15 protein-coding genes, 1 tRNA gene and 1 pseudogene are annotated in these 15,968 nt (G+C 67.0%); 7 read left to right on the top strand and 10 right to left on the bottom strand.

What is annotated here, in order from left to right; all coding sequences use genetic code 11:
• The first annotated feature begins 4 nt into the window (after positions 1–4).
• Entirely contained in the window at positions 5–955 is a 951-nt protein-coding gene (ispH, locus tag VFE83_RS16045; RefSeq protein WP_324907981.1) for a 4-hydroxy-3-methylbut-2-enyl diphosphate reductase, read from the top strand.
• Positions 956–1,005: 50 nt separating this feature from the next.
• Here the strand turns inward: ispH and VFE83_RS16040 are convergent, their stop codons facing one another.
• Positions 1,006–1,482 (bottom strand): hypothetical protein, encoded by a 477-nt coding sequence (locus VFE83_RS16040; protein ID WP_324907979.1) that lies wholly within the window; start codon positions 1,480–1,482, stop codon positions 1,006–1,008.
• A gap of 172 nt (positions 1,483–1,654) precedes the next feature.
• Here VFE83_RS16040 and VFE83_RS16035 point away from each other — a divergent pair.
• The 5 genes and pseudogenes from VFE83_RS16035 to radA all read left to right on the top strand — a co-directional run bounded on the left by VFE83_RS16035 (position 1,655) and on the right by radA (position 6,551).
• A tRNA-Thr gene (locus VFE83_RS16035) sits at positions 1,655–1,730 on the top strand.
• Between the two features lie 103 nt (positions 1,731–1,833).
• Positions 1,834–2,325: pseudogene (locus VFE83_RS16030) on the top strand (pyridoxamine 5'-phosphate oxidase family protein); the annotation flags it as partial.
• Positions 2,326–2,584: 259 nt separating this feature from the next.
• Positions 2,585–4,441 (top strand): DUF885 domain-containing protein, encoded by a 1,857-nt coding sequence (locus tag VFE83_RS16025; RefSeq protein ID WP_324907978.1) that lies wholly within the window; start codon positions 2,585–2,587, stop codon positions 4,439–4,441.
• A gap of 312 nt (positions 4,442–4,753) precedes the next feature.
• Complete coding sequence (locus tag VFE83_RS16020) at positions 4,754–5,041, top strand: hypothetical protein (RefSeq protein WP_324907976.1); 288 nt, start codon at positions 4,754–4,756, stop codon at positions 5,039–5,041.
• A 127-nt stretch (positions 5,042–5,168) separates the two neighbouring features.
• Complete coding sequence (gene radA, locus VFE83_RS16015) at positions 5,169–6,551, top strand: DNA repair protein RadA (RefSeq protein WP_324907975.1); 1,383 nt, start codon at positions 5,169–5,171, stop codon at positions 6,549–6,551.
• Here the strand turns inward: radA and VFE83_RS16010 are convergent, their stop codons facing one another.
• From VFE83_RS16010 to VFE83_RS15970, 9 genes are all read right to left on the bottom strand, one after another.
• A complete protein-coding gene (locus VFE83_RS16010) occupies positions 6,552–7,049 on the bottom strand; it encodes a hypothetical protein (protein ID WP_324907973.1) in 498 nt (165 codons plus the stop codon).
• 59 nt (positions 7,050–7,108) lie between these two features.
• Positions 7,109–7,549 (bottom strand): hypothetical protein, encoded by a 441-nt coding sequence (locus tag VFE83_RS16005; RefSeq protein ID WP_324907971.1) that lies wholly within the window; start codon positions 7,547–7,549, stop codon positions 7,109–7,111.
• Positions 7,550–7,599: 50 nt separating this feature from the next.
• Positions 7,600–8,451, bottom strand: coding sequence for a formyltetrahydrofolate deformylase (gene purU / locus VFE83_RS16000; protein WP_324907969.1), 852 nt, complete (start codon positions 8,449–8,451; stop codon positions 7,600–7,602).
• Between the two features lie 64 nt (positions 8,452–8,515).
• Complete coding sequence (locus VFE83_RS15995) at positions 8,516–8,650, bottom strand: hypothetical protein (RefSeq protein ID WP_324907967.1); 135 nt, start codon at positions 8,648–8,650, stop codon at positions 8,516–8,518.
• Between the two features lie 72 nt (positions 8,651–8,722).
• The gene (locus VFE83_RS15990) at positions 8,723–10,282 is read right to left on the bottom strand and encodes a DHA2 family efflux MFS transporter permease subunit (protein ID WP_324908248.1); all 1,560 of its coding nucleotides are present in this window, start codon (positions 10,280–10,282) and stop codon (positions 8,723–8,725) included.
• Positions 10,283–10,467: 185 nt separating this feature from the next.
• Entirely contained in the window at positions 10,468–11,658 is a 1,191-nt protein-coding gene (locus tag VFE83_RS15985; RefSeq protein ID WP_324907964.1) for an HlyD family efflux transporter periplasmic adaptor subunit, read from the bottom strand.
• Positions 11,655–13,142, bottom strand: a complete 1,488-nt coding sequence (locus VFE83_RS15980) for an efflux transporter outer membrane subunit (RefSeq protein ID WP_324907962.1) — start codon at positions 13,140–13,142, stop codon at positions 11,655–11,657. Before VFE83_RS15980 ends, VFE83_RS15985 begins: the two co-directional genes overlap by 4 nt.
• 2 nt (positions 13,143–13,144) lie before the next feature.
• Positions 13,145–13,600: a MarR family transcriptional regulator gene (locus VFE83_RS15975; protein ID WP_324907960.1), complete on the bottom strand. Its 456-nt coding sequence runs from the start codon at positions 13,598–13,600 to the stop codon at positions 13,145–13,147.
• A gap of 94 nt (positions 13,601–13,694) precedes the next feature.
• Complete coding sequence (locus tag VFE83_RS15970) at positions 13,695–14,480, bottom strand: cytochrome C assembly family protein (RefSeq protein WP_324907958.1); 786 nt, start codon at positions 14,478–14,480, stop codon at positions 13,695–13,697.
• Between the two features lie 119 nt (positions 14,481–14,599).
• On the opposite strand from VFE83_RS15970, the gene ffh reads away from it, so the two are divergent.
• The gene (gene ffh, locus VFE83_RS15965; protein ID WP_324907956.1) at positions 14,600–15,967 is read left to right on the top strand and encodes a signal recognition particle protein; all 1,368 of its coding nucleotides are present in this window, start codon (positions 14,600–14,602) and stop codon (positions 15,965–15,967) included.
• Position 15,968 lies beyond the last annotated feature (1 nt).

The following is a 15,968-nucleotide window of genomic DNA, read 5'->3' as shown; positions in this document are numbered from 1 at the left end:
GCCCATGGACGTCCTGCTCGCCAATCCCCGCGGTTTCTGCGCCGGTGTCGACCGCGCCATCGAGATCGTCAAGCGCGCCATCGAGACCCTCGGTGCGCCGATCTACGTGCGCCATGAGGTCGTGCACAACCGCTTCGTCGTCGACGACCTCAAGCATCGCGGTGCGATCTTCGTGGAGGAACTCGACGAGGTTCCGGACGGCGCCACGGTGATCTTCAGTGCGCACGGCGTGGCAAAGGCCGTGCGCGACGAGGCGGAACACCGTGGGCTGAAGGTGTTCGACGCGACCTGTCCGCTGGTCACCAAGGTGCACCTTGAGGTCGCCCGCCATTGTCGCGCCGGACGCGACGTGGTGTTGATCGGCCATGAGGGCCACCCCGAGGTCGAAGGCACGATGGGCCAGTGGCGCCGCGAGGCCGGGGCAGGGCGCATCTACCTGGTCGAGGACAGCGACGACGTCGCCGCATTGCAGCTCGACCAGCCCGACAACGTGGCCTACACCACCCAGACCACGCTATCGGTGGACGACACGCGTAGCGTGATCGAAGCGCTGCGCGCCAAGTTCCCGGCCATCCAGGGGCCGAAGAACGACGACATCTGCTATGCCACCCAGAACCGCCAGGACGCCGTGCGCGAACTGGCCGCGCGTTGCGACCTGGTGCTGGTGGTGGGGTCGGTCAACAGCTCCAACTCCAACCGCCTGCGCGAACTGGCCGAGCGCGAAGGCGTGGAGGCCTACCTCATCGACGGCGCGATCGAGATCAATCCGGCGTGGGTCGAAGGCCGCAAGCGGGTCGGCGTGACCGCCGGCGCGTCGGCGCCGGAGGTGCTGGTGCGCGGAGTGATCGAGCGCCTGCGCGAACTGGGCGCCCACCACGTGGCCGAACTGGAAGGCGAGCCGGAAGACATGGTCTTCGCGCTGCCCAAGGAACTGCGCCTGCAGCTGGTGGGCTGAGCGGAGTCGTCAGCGTCTTCGCGGGAGGAGTCCCGCGAACGCTGCCCGGATCAGTTGTTGCAGAAGCCGCCGTTGAAGCCGTCCTGGCAGGTCACCGTGCTACGCACGGCGCCATCGGCCTTGAGCTTCTCCTCGCGCCGCTGCGCCACGGTCTTGCACACGCGTTCAGGGCGATTGCTGCCGAGCGGCTTTTCGCGCACGCATACCATCCGCTCGTCCTCGGCCTTGGTGACGATGGCCTTGACTGCCTCGATGGCGTTGAACACTGCCAGCTTGTCGTTCTCCGACAGGTCGGAGGTGTTGTCGACACCCTGCAGCAGACGGGTGATGGTGTCCTGGTGATTGAATAGCACCATGCGCTGCGCTTCGGCCATGTCCTTGTAGCGCCCCTTGCCGGCGAGTGCCTCGGAGCGGATCTGCGCCTGCTGGGCCAGGATCGCCTGCGCGTCGCCGGCAGGCTTCTGGTCGGTGGCAAAGGCCGGCAGCGAGGCCAGCAGCAGGACGGCGAGCAACACGGCAGTACGCATTCCATATCTCCCCATGTGCGTGTGAGGGCCCCCATGGCCCGGCGCCAGCGGCGTGGCGCGCGTTGGCCAGCGTACCCGATCCGGCCGGACGCGGCACCCGGCGCCCACGGCGTTCAATAGCGAAGCCGTCGTTGACCCGTTCCGCCGTTCCCGCCTACAATTTCGGCCCTTCGCCGGAATAGCTCAGTTGGTAGAGCGGCGCATTCGTAATGCGTAGGTCGCAGGTTCGACTCCTGTTTCCGGCACCAGCTTTTCTTTTCGAGCCCCGCTTCGGCGGGGCTTCTTTTTGCCTTCACGCCAGCGAGCCGGACCGGATGGAACAGTGACTGCGACCAGTCACGGAGCACCGCCATGGCAAGCACCAGGGGAGAGGTGAAGCGCATCGGCGAACTGCTGAAGAAGATCGACATCGCCATGCTGACCACGGTGGGCAAGGGCGGCTTTCTGATGAGCCGGCCGCTGTCCACGCAGCAGGCACGGTTCAACGGCGAGCGGGTGTGGTTCTTCACCGAGGCCGACAGTCCTAAGATGGCCGAGATCGGTCGCAATCCGAAGGTCAACCTCGCCTACGCGTCGAAGGGCAAGAACGTGTATGTGTCGCTGTCCGGCACCGCCCGGGCCAATCGCGACCAGGCCACCATCGACGAGCTCTGGAACGATGCGCTGAAGACCTTCTTCCCAAAGGGCAGGAACGATCCCAACCTCGCGTTGCTCGAGGTGGAGGTGAACTCCATCGAGTACTGGGACGGACCGGGCACCTGGATCGGCAAGGCGATCAGCTTCCTCATCGCGCGCGTGACGCGCAACGAGGAGGTCATGGCCGAGAACCGGATCGTTGACCTCACCGGTTCGCGCCCGCGCAAGCGCCTGCCGCCGTCCCATGCAAGGGCGAAGGCGCGCGGTGGTGCGAACACGCCAGCTGCCAAGACGACAAAAGGCGCGCGCAAGACCGCGAAGAAAACCGCAGCGGCTAAGAGGACAGCGAGCGGCCGCACGATATCGCGCAACCGGTCGCGGAGCAGCGCCTGAACCGCTCGCGTCGTGTGGTTCAATGCCGGTCCCGCCGCGTGGCCTGCGCGGCCTCGCGAGGACCGGACTACCGATGCGTCGTATCACCCTGATGGTTCTGATCGCCGCGGCATGTTCCGGCGCCCCTTGCATTGCTGCATCGCAGAGCGACACCAGCGCGCCTGGAAGCAAGGCGCATGAAAGTCTCGGCGCACTGGTCGATGCGCAGACCATGCGCACGGTCCGACAGGATCCGGAACTGCGGACGCTGCTGGGGATTTCCGGCGACGGCATCGATCTTTCCGGTCAGCTCACCGATGTCTCGCTGCCGCAACGGGCGAAGTTCCGGGCCGAGATGCAGCGCAACCTCGACGCATTGGAGCAGTGGGACAAGGATCGCCTGAAGGGCCAGGACCGTTGGAGCTACGGACTGGCCAGGTGGTTCTACGAGCGCCAGCTGGACCTGATGCGTTTCGACTGGTCGCCTTCGTGGCTGCCGGTTGGCGCGTCCGTGTACGCGGTCGACCAGCTTTTCAGCATTCCGGTGTCGTTGCCGCAGTTCATGGACAACCAGCACACGGTGCGCGACGAAGCCGGCGCGCTGGCGTACATCTCGCGCCTGCACGCCATCGGCACCAAGCTGGACCAGGTGCGGGCGAACTTCGACCTGCAGGCGCAGGCGGGCGTCGTGCCACCGCAGATCGCAATGGAGGGCGCCGCTTCGCAGATGCGCGCGCTGCTGGCACCCGCGCCGGCCGACAGCCCGTTCGTCCGGTCGCTGCGGCGCAAGCTGGAGAAGGTGGATTCGATCGATGGCGAACGACGTGAAGCGTTGCTCGCGCAGGCGGTCGATGCCGTGCGCGACTCGACCAATCCGGGGTACGCGCGCCTGCTGGCGCGGGTGGAGCAGGAGATCGTCCGCAAGCCGGGCAATCGCGGGCTGTGGGCGGTTCCGCACGGCGACGAGTACTACGACGCCGCGCTGCGCTGGAACACCAGCACCAACCTCGATGCGGACGAGATTCACCGCATCGGCGTGGCAGAGGTCGCGCGCATCGAACAGGCGATGGACGAACGCCTGCGCGCGCAGGGCCTGCGCGAGGGCAGCGTCGGCGAACGTATGGACGCACTGATGCGCGACAAGCGTTTCGTCTACGCGGATACCGAACAGGGACGTACGGAACTCGTCGCCGACATCCAAGGCACGCTCGCGGCATTGCAGCCGCACCTGCCGAAGTACTTCCATCGCATGCCGCCGCAACCGCTGGACGTGCGTCCGGTGCCGAAGGAATCCGAAGCGACCGCGCCGGGCGCGTACTACTACCCGCCGGCGATGGACGGTTCGCGTCCGGGCATTTTCTTCATCAACCTCGGCCAGATCGAGGCGAATACGCGCTGGAGCCTGCCGACGCTCACCTATCACGAAGGCTCGCCGGGTCATCACTTTCAGATCTCGATCGGCCAGACCCTGACCGACCTGCCGATGCTGCGGCGCAGCCTCAATCCCAGTGCCTTCACCGAAGGCTGGGCGCTGTATGCGGAACAACTCGCGTCCGAGATGGGGTTGTACCGCGACGATCCGTGGGGCGACCTGGGCCGGCTGCGCGCGGAGATGTTCCGCTCGGTACGGCTGGTCGTCGACACCGGCCTGCATCGCAAGCGCTGGACGCCGGAGCAGGCAATCGCCTACATGCAGTCCAAGACCGGCATGCCAGCCGGCGAAGTGCGCAGCGAGGTGTACCGCTATCTCGTGCAGCCCGGCCAAGCGTGCTCGTACAAGATCGGCCACCTGAAAATGGTCGAGTTGCGCGAACGCGCTCGTTCGCGCCTGGGCGATCGTTTCGACATCCGCGCCTATCACGACCTCGTGCTGGGCAATGGGGCGGTGCCGCTGGCGGTGCTCGAACAGATCGTCGACGACTGGATCGCGACGACGTTGGCGAAGGGCTGAGGCGCAACGCCGGCGGTTCAGTCCGCAGCGATGCCACGACTGAATGACTGCGATGCATGTCGCAGTCAGCGTGGCATCGTGCGCCCGAACACGTTGCGTTCAGCCTGCCTGCGTGCATCCGCACACGTCGTAACGCTGCCGTCAAACGGTCGCGGCATTCTCCGCGCGATGTCGCCACGCAGTCATGGCCGACGGCGTGATCAAAGTCTGAATGTTTCATTCATCGGCAATCGGGCGTTCACCGTTTTTTAGCAGGCCCATCGCCAACATGCCGCCAGTTTTTAGGGAAGAGGCATCCACAAGGTGCTGAACATGCAAGTGAATGTCTTCGTGGTGGGGCAGGACGAGGGATACGTGGTGGCGCCGTTCGGAACCGACCTGCCTCGCGATGAAATGGCCGCGCTGGGTGAGGTCCGGTTCGGCTGGTCGATCGACAGCGATCTGGCGAAGCCACGTCTGGACTGGCAGGGAATCGCGAAGGATATCGACGCGCGCGGCTACAGCATCGTGCCGCCGGATGAAGTCGCCGGTCTGCTCGGCCTGCCACAACAGGATCTGCGTGCCTGCTATCCAGAGCAATCGGTCCGGTGGGCTGCGTAGCGTCGTAGGCGCACCAAGTGTCGACATCGGCGAGCCTTCCCGCTCGCCAGCCGGCGAAGACTGATTCGTCTCGGCCTGTGCGACCAGCTCCGGTATCCTGCGGATCTTTCAACGGGTTCCGCGTCCGATGGGCAAAGCCAAGACCGCCTATGTCTGCTCCGAATGTGGAGCCAGTTTCAGCAAGTGGCAGGGGCAGTGCGGTGAATGCGGCGGGTGGAACACGCTGAGCGAATTCGTCGTGGAGCCCGCTTCGGCCAAGGGCGGCGGCGTCGCAGCGAGCCGCCGCAGCAGCTGGGCCGGCAAGGCCGACGCGCCGGTGGTCACTGCGCTGAAAGATGTCCGTCACACCGAAGAAGACCGGGTCAGCACGGGTATCGGCGAGTTCGACCGCGTGCTGGGTGGCGGCCTGGTGCACGGCTCGGTCGTGCTGGTGGGCGGCGATCCCGGCATCGGCAAGTCAACACTGCTGCTGCAGGCCATCAGCAGGATGGCCGGAACGTTGCCCGGTTTGTACGTCACGGGCGAGGAATCGCTGGCCCAGGTTGCCGGTCGCGCCGCACGCCTGGGCGTGCCTGTGGACGGCGTGCATGCGCTGGCCGAGACCGGTGTGGAGCGGGTGCTGGAACACGCGGCGAAGATGCGCCCGGGCCTGATCGTCGCCGACTCGGTGCAGACGCTGTGGACCGAGGAACTCAGTGCCGCGCCGGGTTCGGTGAGCCAGGTGCGCGAGAGCGCCGCACGCCTGGTCCGTTATGCGAAGGAAACCGGCACCGCGGTGTTCCTGGTCGGCCACGTCACCAAGGAAGGCGGCATCGCGGGTCCGCGCGTGCTCGAGCACATGGTCGATGCGGTGCTGTATTTCGAAGGCGAAAGCGGCAGCCGCTTCCGCGTGCTGCGCGCGTTCAAGAACCGCTTCGGCGCCGTCAACGAACTGGGCGTGTTCGCGATGGGCGAAAAAGGCCTGCGCGAAGTGCCCAACCCGTCCGCGATCTTCCTGTCGGGCAGCCAGCGTCCGCAGCCCGGCAGTTGCGTGATGGTCACGCGTGAGGGAACGCGTCCGCTGCTGGTGGAAGTGCAGGCGCTGGTGGATGCCTCGCCATTGTCGAACCCGCGCCGCGTCGCGGTGGGCATGGAGGGCAACCGGCTGGCGATGCTGCTGGCGGTGTTGCACCGCCACGGCGGCATCGGCGTGGGCGACCAGGACGTGTTCGTCAATGTCGTCGGCGGGATCCGCGTGCAGGAAACCGCGGCCGACCTGCCGGTGCTGCTGGCGGTGCTCTCGTCGCTGCGCGACCGCCCATTGGCGGAGCAGACCGTCGCCTTCGGCGAAGTCGGCCTCTCCGGCGAGATCCGCCCGGTGCCCAACGGCGAGGAGCGCCTGAAGGAAGCAGCCACGCACGGCTTCAAGCGTGCAATCGTTCCCAAGGCGAACGCGCCGAAGAACGGGCGCGTCGGCGAGATGGAAGTGATCGGCGTCGAGCGGCTGGCGGACGCGCTGGAACGTGCTTGATCAGTCGTCGCGGCGGAGCGGTACCGCTCGCCGCTGGCGGCGCCATTCCACCTCGTCGCCGTCCTTGAATGCGAGGAAGCCGATCTCGACCCCCAATGCGAACGAAGCGCCCATTAGCAGGGTCTGCCAGAAGAAACCGCCTCTGAATCCCTGCTGGCAAGCGATCACGCCGACTAGGAAAATGCACAGTGCATGCAGGAAGTAGCGGCTGTGCCGGCCGTAGCGGTCCCATGTGGCCCGGTCCGGATGCCCCTCGTTGGCCGTGCCGTGCCGTGCGACCTTCCGCAAGTAGTGCCACATACCCCATTCCTGCGAGAGCAAGCGGCGCTTTGCTCCGGGTGTGCTGGCCATCCACAGCATGAAGGCACCCGCCAGGTACGTCGCCGGTGGCCACCACAAACCGCCGTCGATACTGGCGTATATCGGGCTGATCACCGCCAGCACGCACAGGTGAAGTGCAAACGTGAGCCTTCCTGAAAGGCGATATGCCACGACCATCCCCACGCCGCATCCCTTGCGGCCACGCCGATTCTAGGGTAACACCGCACGCGATGTCGCTAGGCCTCGATGGCCTCGCCGAAATCCAGCATCTGCGCCTGCCGATCGCCTTCAAGCGCGGCCCGCATGCGCCGCTCGTCCAGCGGGCGCACGCGCCAGTGCGGATCGCGTTCGGGGTGGTCGTGGTCGACGATGCACACCGCCAGGAAGTAGCTCGGCCCCGGGCCAATCGCATACCAGAGCGAATCCCACGGATCGAGCGGTTGGCGAATCCCTCCGACGGCGTCGTCGATCTGGTAGGCCACCTTCACCACGGTGAGCACCTCACCCGCGACGCGTCCGTCGGGCGTGTCGAAGAACAGCGCGTCGAACGAGGTCTGCAGGTGCGCCTTGCTGCGCTGCAAGCCGTGGCGATGTCGCAGCACGATCCAGCCCACCAGCACCGTCGACAGGACAACGGTACACAGCCAGATCAGCAGCATCCAGCGCGCGGCGAACATGTCGCGACATTACAAAATCGCGCGTGTCCGCATCGAGAACCCCGGTTCATTCACACCGCGAATACGATGGTCCGATGCCCGTTGAGCAGGATGCGGTCGTCGAGCCAGTAACGCAGTGCCTGCGCCAGCACGCGACGCTCGATGTCGCGCCCGATGCGGACCATGTCCTCGGGCGTGTCGTGGTGTCCTACGCGTTGCGTGTCCTGCTCGATGATCGGGCCCTCGTCCAGGTCGGCGGTGACGAAGTGCGCGGTTGCGCCGATCAGCTTCACTCCGCGTGCGTGCGCCTGGTGATACGGGCGCGCACCCTTGAAGCCGGGCAGGAAGGAGTGATGGATGTTGATGCAGCGTCCCGCCAGCCTGCCGGCGAGTTCCTCCGACAGCACCTGCATGTAGCGCGCCAGCACAACCAGTTCGGTGCCGGTGCGTTCGATCAGCGACCACAGTTCTGTTTCCTGCTCGTGCTTGCCGCCCTTCGCGACGGGCAGGTAATGGAACGGGATGCCGTCGAAGTCGATGTGACGATACGTGTCGCGCGGATGATTGGCGACGACCGCGGTGATCTCCATCGGCAATTCGCCGATGCGCCAGCGGTACAGCACGTCCGCTAGGCAATGGTCGAACTTCGACGCCAGCAGCATCACCCGCCGTGGCTCGCTACGGTCGCGCATGGACCATTGCATGCGGAATGCCCGTGCCAGCGCATCGAAGCCGTCGCGCACCTCGGCGATGGACTGTGGCGCCAGCGCGAAGACCGTGCGCATGAAGAAGCGATCCGTCGCCAGGTCGTTGTACTGCTGCGCCTCGAGGATGTTGCCTTCGTAACGCAGCAGGTGCCCGGTCACCGCGTTGACGATGCCGGGGCGGTCGGGGCAGGAGAGGGTGAGGACGTAGTGACTCATCGCGCTGATGGATGGCCGGACATCCGTTACAACGCGTTTGGCGTGAGGAGGCGGCCCTGCGGGCTCAAGTAATCCCCATCGTCGTCCCGGCGAATGCCGGGACCCAGGCCGTCACGCCTTCGGAGCCGTCATTCCAGCGAAAGCTGGAATCCAGCTTGACTTTGGCGCGATATGGAGTTGGCCCGGCGATCTGCAACACCGCAACTCCGCCGACCCTCACCCCAACCCCTCTCCCGGCGGGAGAGGGGCTCAAGCGGGCACTACGCGCCGATCAGTGCCCACCCGCGGCGGCACCGCCGCCCACCTTCGCCGAGAACGGCGGCTTGGCGAACCACACGAACACGATCACCACCAGGAACAGGATGCCGAGCAGGTGGAAGATCTCGTTGAAGCCAATCTGCACCGCCTGCTGCGAGATCATCTGGTTCATCACGACCGCGCCGCGCTGCACATCGCCCTGTCCCAGTGCCGCCACGGTCTGCTGCATGCCCGGATCGTAGGCGTCGATGCTCTCGGTGAGCCTTGCATGGTGGATCGTGCTGCGCTGGTTCCATGCCCATGTGGTGAGCGAGGCCGCGAAACTGCCGCCCAGCGTTCGCACGAACGTCGCCAGGCCCGAGCCCGCGGCGATCTCGTGCGGTTCCAGGTCGGACAGCAGGATGGTCAGCACCGGCATGAAGAACAGCGCCACGCCCAGGCCCTGCCACAGCTGTACCTCCGCAACGCGCGCGAAGTCGACGTCAAGGTTGAAGCCGGAACGGTAGAAGCTGGTGCTGGCCATCACGATGAACGCGAAGGTCGCCAGCATGCGCAGGTCGAACTTCGAGGCGTATTTGCCCACGAATGGCGTCAGCAGCACCGGCAGGATGCCGATGGGCGCGCTCGCGTAGCCGGCCCAGATCGGCGTGTAGCCCAGGTTGCGCTGCAGCCACAGCGGCACCAGCAGGCCGACGCTGAAGAACGCCGAGTACGCCATGACCATCGCGAGCGTGCCGCTCGCGAAGTTGCGGTGCCGGAACAGGCGCAGGTTGACGATGGGGTCCTTCTCGGTGAGTTCCCAGATCACGAACACCGCCAGCGCGATCACCGCGATCACGGTCAGCCACACGATCTTGGCCGAGTTGAACCAGTCCTCGTCGTTGCCCAGGTCCAGCATGATCTGCAGCGCGCCAACGCCCAGCACCAGTGTCGCCAGGCCGATGTAGTCCATCTTCGGCTTTTCCAGCTTCTCCGGACGCCCCTTGAGCTGCCGGCCGACCACGATGCTGGAGAAGATGCCGATGGGCACGTTGATGAAGAAGATCCACTCCCAGCTGTAGTTGTCGGTGATCCAGCCGCCAAGGATGGGGCCGGCGATTGGCGCCACGACGGTCACCATCGCCAGCAACGCGATGGCCTGCCCGCGTTTGTGCGGTGGGTAGATGGAGATCAGCAGCGCCTGGGTGACCGGATACATCGGGCCGGCAACGAAGCCCTGCAGCGCACGCGCTGCGACCAGCAGGCCCATGCTGTTGGCCAGGCCACACAGCAGCGACGCGATGACGAACGCGAGCGTCGCCCAGGTGAACAGCTTGCGCTCGCCGAAGCGGCGCGTGAGGAAGCCGGTCAGCGGCAGCGCGATCGCGTTGCTCACCGCGAACGAGGTGATCACCCACGTCGCCTGGTTGGCGCTGGCGCCGAGGTTGCCGGAGATGGTCGGCAACGAGACGTTGGCGATGGTGGTGTCCAGCACCTGCATGAACGACGCCAGCGCCAGGCCGACGGTGGTCAACGCGAGGTTGGGTGGACGGAAGGCTTGCCTGGGCGGCTCCGGCGTGACCGGCAGGCCCATCTCCTCTTCCTGTTGCGCGATGGTCGACATGGCGGGTTACTGGAAATTGGGGGCGTGGCACGGCCCGGAAGAAGGGCCGTCATGCCCGCGTGGCGGGCATCCAGGACTCAAGGGGGAGGGGAGGGAGCCTGTGGACCCCCGCATGGCGGGGATGACGGCGAAACGGTTGCAGCGGTGGTGCGGTGTCAGCCGTGACGCGCGCCCGGCAGGTTCTCGCGGATGACCTTGTCGATCAGCGCATTCGCATCGGCCAACTGCCTGTCGTAAGCGGCGGTGGTGAACAGCGGCTTGTCGGACTTGCGCGGTGCGGCCAGCACCGGACCGTCCTGGTCGCGCACGGTGACGTCGACGTGCATGCTCAGGCCCAGGCGCAGCGGATGCTCGGCCAGTTGCTTGGGCTCGACTTCGATGCGCACCGGAACGCGCTGCACGATCTTGATCCAGTTGCCGCTGGCATTCTGTGCCGGCAGCAGCGAGAACGCGCTGCCCGTGCCCATGCCCAGGCTCACGACCTTGCCGTCGTATTCGACGTCGCCGCCGTACAGGTCGGCGTGCACCTTCACCGGCTGGCCGATGCGCATCTTGCCGAGCTGCGTTTCCTTGAAGTTCGCCTCGACCCACATCTGTTCCAGCGGAACGATGGTCATCAGCGTGGTACCCGGCTGCACGCGCTGGCCCAGCTGCACCTGGCGCTTGGCCACGAAGCCCGACACCGGCGCGACGATGGCCGTGCGCTGCAGGTTGAGATACGCCTGGCGCAACTGCGACGCGGCGGCCGCCACCTGCGGCTGGCTGCCGACCGTGGTGGCATCGACCAGCGCGCGATTGCGCGACAGGTTGCCGGCCGACGAACGCAGGCCGGCTTCCAGCACCGCCAGTTCGTTGCGGGCGTGCGCGAGCTCTTCGGCCGACACGGCGCCGTTGCCGACCAGGCCTTCGCGACGCTTCAGGTCGGCGCGCGCGCGGGCGACCTGCGCTTCGCGTGCGGCCAGGTCCGCAGCGCCGGCATCCACCGCACTGTACAGGCCGCGCACTTGGCGCACGGTGTTGGCGAGATTGGCCACCGCCTGGTCGTAGGCGACCTGGGCATCGTTCGGATCCAGACGCACCAGCGGCTGGCCGGCTTCGACCTTCATGCCGTCGTCGGCGTCGATGTCGACCACGGTGCCGACGGTCTGCGGCACGATGCTGACGACGTTGCCCTGTGCGTACGCGTCGTCGGTGTCCTCATGCCAGCGCGCGACGAGCAGGTACCACGAGGCCCAGCCCAGGCCGGCTACCGCGACAGTGGCGGCGAGGATCGTCAGTGCCTTCTTGCGCTTGCCGTTGGACTTGGCCGCAACGGCTGCGGCGTTGGGGTTCATTTCGGTGGTCATGGCGTGGAGGCCCTGGCGAGGTCTTGGTCGGAGTACGAGGTGTCGAGGACGAGGCCGCCGCCGAGCGCGCGGTCCAGGTCGATGGAGGCGGCCAGCCGCTGCGCACGCAGCACCGTGAGCTGGCGGTCGAGTTCGAGCAGCGGTCGCTGCGCGGCCAGCACGTCGAGCTGCGTGCCCAGGCCGGCGCGGTAACGCGAGGTGGCGATGTCCCATGCGCTCTGCGCGGCATCGCGTGCCTGCGTGGCCGAGACGATCTGCCCGTCGAGCGAACGCGCCGAATGCAATGCGTCGGCGACTTCGCGCAACGCACCGACCAGCGCCTGGTTGTAGCTGGCGACCGCGAGGTCGTAGCCGGCGTCGCTATTCGCGAGCTGGTTGCGCAGGCGGCCGCCGTCGAAGATCGGCAGGCTGATCGCCGGGCCGCCCTGCAGCAGCAGCGCATCGCTGCCGAACAGGTCGCCAACGTTGCCGGCGGCCAGGCCGGCCATCGCGCTCAGGTTGATGGTCGGATAGAACGCGGCCTTGCTCGCGTCGATACCATGCTGCGCGGCTTCCACGCGCCAGCGTGCGGCGACCACGTCAGGACGGTGGCCGAGCAGTTCACTCGGCAGCACCGAGGGAATCGTCGGCGATGCAGCCGACAACACGACGGGACGCGCGATGTCGCGACCGCGATCGGGTCCCTTGCCCAGCAACGCGGCGAGCGCATTGCGCGTCGTCTCGATCTCGTGTTCGGTGGCCTGCATCTGCTGCTCGGCGCTGGCCACCGCGCTTTCCGCGTTGCGGATCTGCAACTGGTTGTCCAGGCCCGCGGCTACGCGCTGGCGGCCGAGTTCGAGCAGGCGCGTCGCGCGCTCATGGTCGGCCTTCGCGACGTCGTTGGCGGCGAAGGCCTGCGCCAGCGCGACGTAGGCCCGCGCGATGCCCGACGACAACGTCAGCCGCGCGGCCTGCGCATCGACTTCAGCGGCGCGCGCCTGACCGAGCGCCGCCTGCCACTTGGCCTTCTCGCCGCCCCACAGGTCGAACGTGTACTTGAAGTTGAGGCTCAGCAGGCCGACGCCCTGGTACGAGCCGCCCAGCGGTTCCGGCGCGACGGTTTCCGGCAGTTGCAGGCCGGAGTACTGCGCGCTGGCGCCCAGCGTCGGCTTGCGCGCCGCATCGACCAGACCGGCCTGGGCGATGGCCTGGCGCACGCGTGCATCCGCGGCATCCAGGCTGGGCGTGCCCTGCAGCGCCTCGGCGATCAGCGCATCGAGTTGCGCATCGCCCAGCGACGTCCACCAGTCCTGCCGCGGAAACGCCGCGTCGGAGACGGCGACGCCGGACAGGCTGCGCTGCGCCTGCAGGCTGTCCGCGTCGAGCGGGCGATCCTCGGGCGCCAGGCCGCGCGAACTGGCGCAACCGGCCAGCAGGACCGCGAAGGCCAATGCGGACAGCACGGGCTTCAGCCCGCTGCGCGGGCCAGTAAAGGTGAGTTCCATGGTCAGGAGTCCGTGGAGGAGAGGTTGTCGCGCACCTGCTCGAGCAGGCGCGTGAGTTGTTCGCGCTCGGCATCGCTCATGCCGTGCATGGCGCGCTCGCGCACGCGCTGCCCGCACTGGTTCACGTCCTGCCACATCGCCCGGCCGGCCTCGGTCAGGTGGATGTTCCAGGCGCGCCGGTCGGCCGGGTCGGCGACGCGCGCGATCAGTCCGCGGGCTTCGAGCTTGTCCAGCAGGCGCGTCATCGCCCCTGGATTCAGCTCGGCCGCGCGGGCCAGGTCGGTCACGCCGTGCGGGCCGTCGGACAGCTTCTTCAGCGCGATGTACTGGCTGAAGGTGAGCTCGTGGCCGGCCGCCGCCAGTTCCCGCTCCATCCGCGCCCACATGGCATCGCGGACCTGCCGGAAGAGCAGGCCGAGCGTGGAACCGCTACAGGCGGCGGGAGCGGGGGTGTTCATGGCTGCGAAATAGTCGTAGCCCGAACAATATTTGTCAATGCAAATATTGTTTCAGCAATGGAATGCCGAGTTCCGCGGCTGAATAGGGCAGGGATCAGGCCGGGCGGCGGAGGACGAGTTCGAGTACGAACTTGCTGCCGAAAAACGCCAGCACCAGCAGCGCCATCGCGGCCAGGGTCCAGCGCACGGCGGTGGCGCCGCGCCAGCCGTAGCGCCAGCGGCCGAGCAGCAGGCCGCCGAACAGCAGCCACGACAGCACGCTCAGCACGGTCTTGTGCACCAGATGCTGGGCGAAGAGGTTTTCGACGAACAGCACGCCGGTCAGCAGCGTCGCCGTGAGCAATACGAATCCGACGACGATGGTGCGGAACAGCAGCGTTTCCAGTTCGACCAGCGGAGGCAGGGCGCGCAGCCACTGGTGGAATTCGCGACGGCGCAGTGCGCGTTCCTGCAGCCACAGCATCACGGCCAGCAGCGCTGCGATCGCCAGCGTCGCGTAGGCCAGCAGCGCCATCCATGCGTGCAGTTGCAGTCGCCAGTCCAGGACTTGGGTCGGTACGTGGCCGTGGCGGTGATAGCCCGACAAGGTGAGCGCCGCCAGGGGGAACACCACAACGCCGAGCGCCGCCATGCGGCCGCCAGCGCCGACCAGCGTGGTCAGCGCGGCCATGCCCAGCCCCACCAGCGACATCGCGGCAAAGAAGTGCATGTCGGTGCCGCCCGATTCGCGCCAGCCCAGCAGGTGCGCCACGGCGTGCAGCACGACTGCGCCTGCGGCGGGCAGCAACCACAGGCGCGAGGCGCGCTGCCGCTGCACGCCGGTGACGAGCAGGGCCGCGGCGATCAGGTACAGGGCGATGGCGATGAGAACGATTGTCATCGCGGCAGTGTCGCACAGCCGCGAGACGAACCGCAGTGGCACCGTGCGCAGTCGACCACAGGGGTGGCGGGCTATACTTCGCGCCCCGATTTTCCAGCTTGCCTGCAGGTATCGCCCGCATGTTCGAATCCCTGACCCAGCGCCTGTCCGGCACCATCGAGCGCCTGCGCGGTCGCGGCCGTCTGACCGAGGAGAACATCCGCGAGTCGCTGCGCGAGGTGCGCATCGCCCTGCTCGAGGCCGACGTCGCCCTGCCGGTGGTGCAGGCGCTGATCGAGCGCATCAAGGTGCGCGCGGTCGGCCAGGAAGTGCTGAAGTCGCTTACGCCGGGCCAGGCGCTGATCAAGGTCGTGCGCGACGAGATGACCGCGGTCATGGGCTCGCAGGCCGCAGACCTCAACCTCAACGTGCCGGCGCCCGCCGTGGTGCTGTTGGCCGGCCTGCAGGGCGCGGGCAAGACTACCACCGTCGGCAAGCTCGCCAAGCACCTGAAGGAAAAGCGCAAGAAGAAGGTGATGGTGGTGTCGGCCGACGTGTACCGTCCGGCCGCCATCGAGCAGCTCAAGACGCTGGCGCAGCAGGTCGACGTGCTGTTCTTCCCGTCCAGTGCCGACCAGAAGCCCGAAGCCATCGTGAAGGCCGCCATCGACGAGGCGCGCAAGACCTACGTCGACGTGCTGCTGGTGGACACCGCCGGCCGCACCAGCATCGACGACGCGATGATGGCGGAGATCAAGGCGCTGCACGCGGCGGTCAATCCGGTCGAAACGCTGTTCGTGGTCGACTCAATGACCGGCCAGGACGCGGCCGTCACCGCCAAGCACTTCGGCGAGGCGCTGCCGCTGACCGGCGTGGTGCTGACCAAGACCGACGGTGACGCGCGCGGCGGTGCGGCGCTGAGCGTGCGCTACATCACCCAGCGGCCGATCAAGTTCATCGGCGTGGGCGAGAAGCCCGACGGTCTGGACGTGTTCCACCCGGACCGCATCGCAAGCCGCATCCTCGACATGGGCGACGTGCTGTCGCTGGTCGAGCAGGTCGAGCAGCAGGTCGACAAGGACAAGGCGCAGAAGCTGGCCGAGAAGGTCGCCAAGGGCAAGAAGTTCGACCTCAACGACATGCGCGACCAGCTCGAGCAGATGCAGAACATGGGCGGCATCCATGGGCTCATGGACAAGCTGCCGGGCATGGGGCAGATCCCCGACCACATCAAGAACCAGGTCACCGGCAAGGAAGTCCCGCGCATGGTGGCCATCATCAATTCCATGACGAAGAAGGAGCGCCGCAATCCGGCGCTGCTCAATGGGTCGCGCCGCGCCCGCATCGCCAAGGGCGCCGGCCTGACCCCGGCCGACGTCAACAAGCTGATGAAGCAGTACCAGCAGATGGAAAAGATGATGTCCAAGCTGTCCGGCGGCGGCATGAAGGGACTCATGCGCGGCATGAAGGGCATGATGGGCGGCCGCGGGCCGATGCCGTTCCGCTGAG

It is taken from the genome of Lysobacter sp., assembly GCF_035655815.1.
Lineage (GTDB): Bacteria > Pseudomonadota > Gammaproteobacteria > Xanthomonadales > Xanthomonadaceae > Lysobacter_J.
The sequence above is the reverse complement of the archived record's forward strand: the minus strand, read 5'-3'. Positions and strand labels throughout refer to the sequence as shown.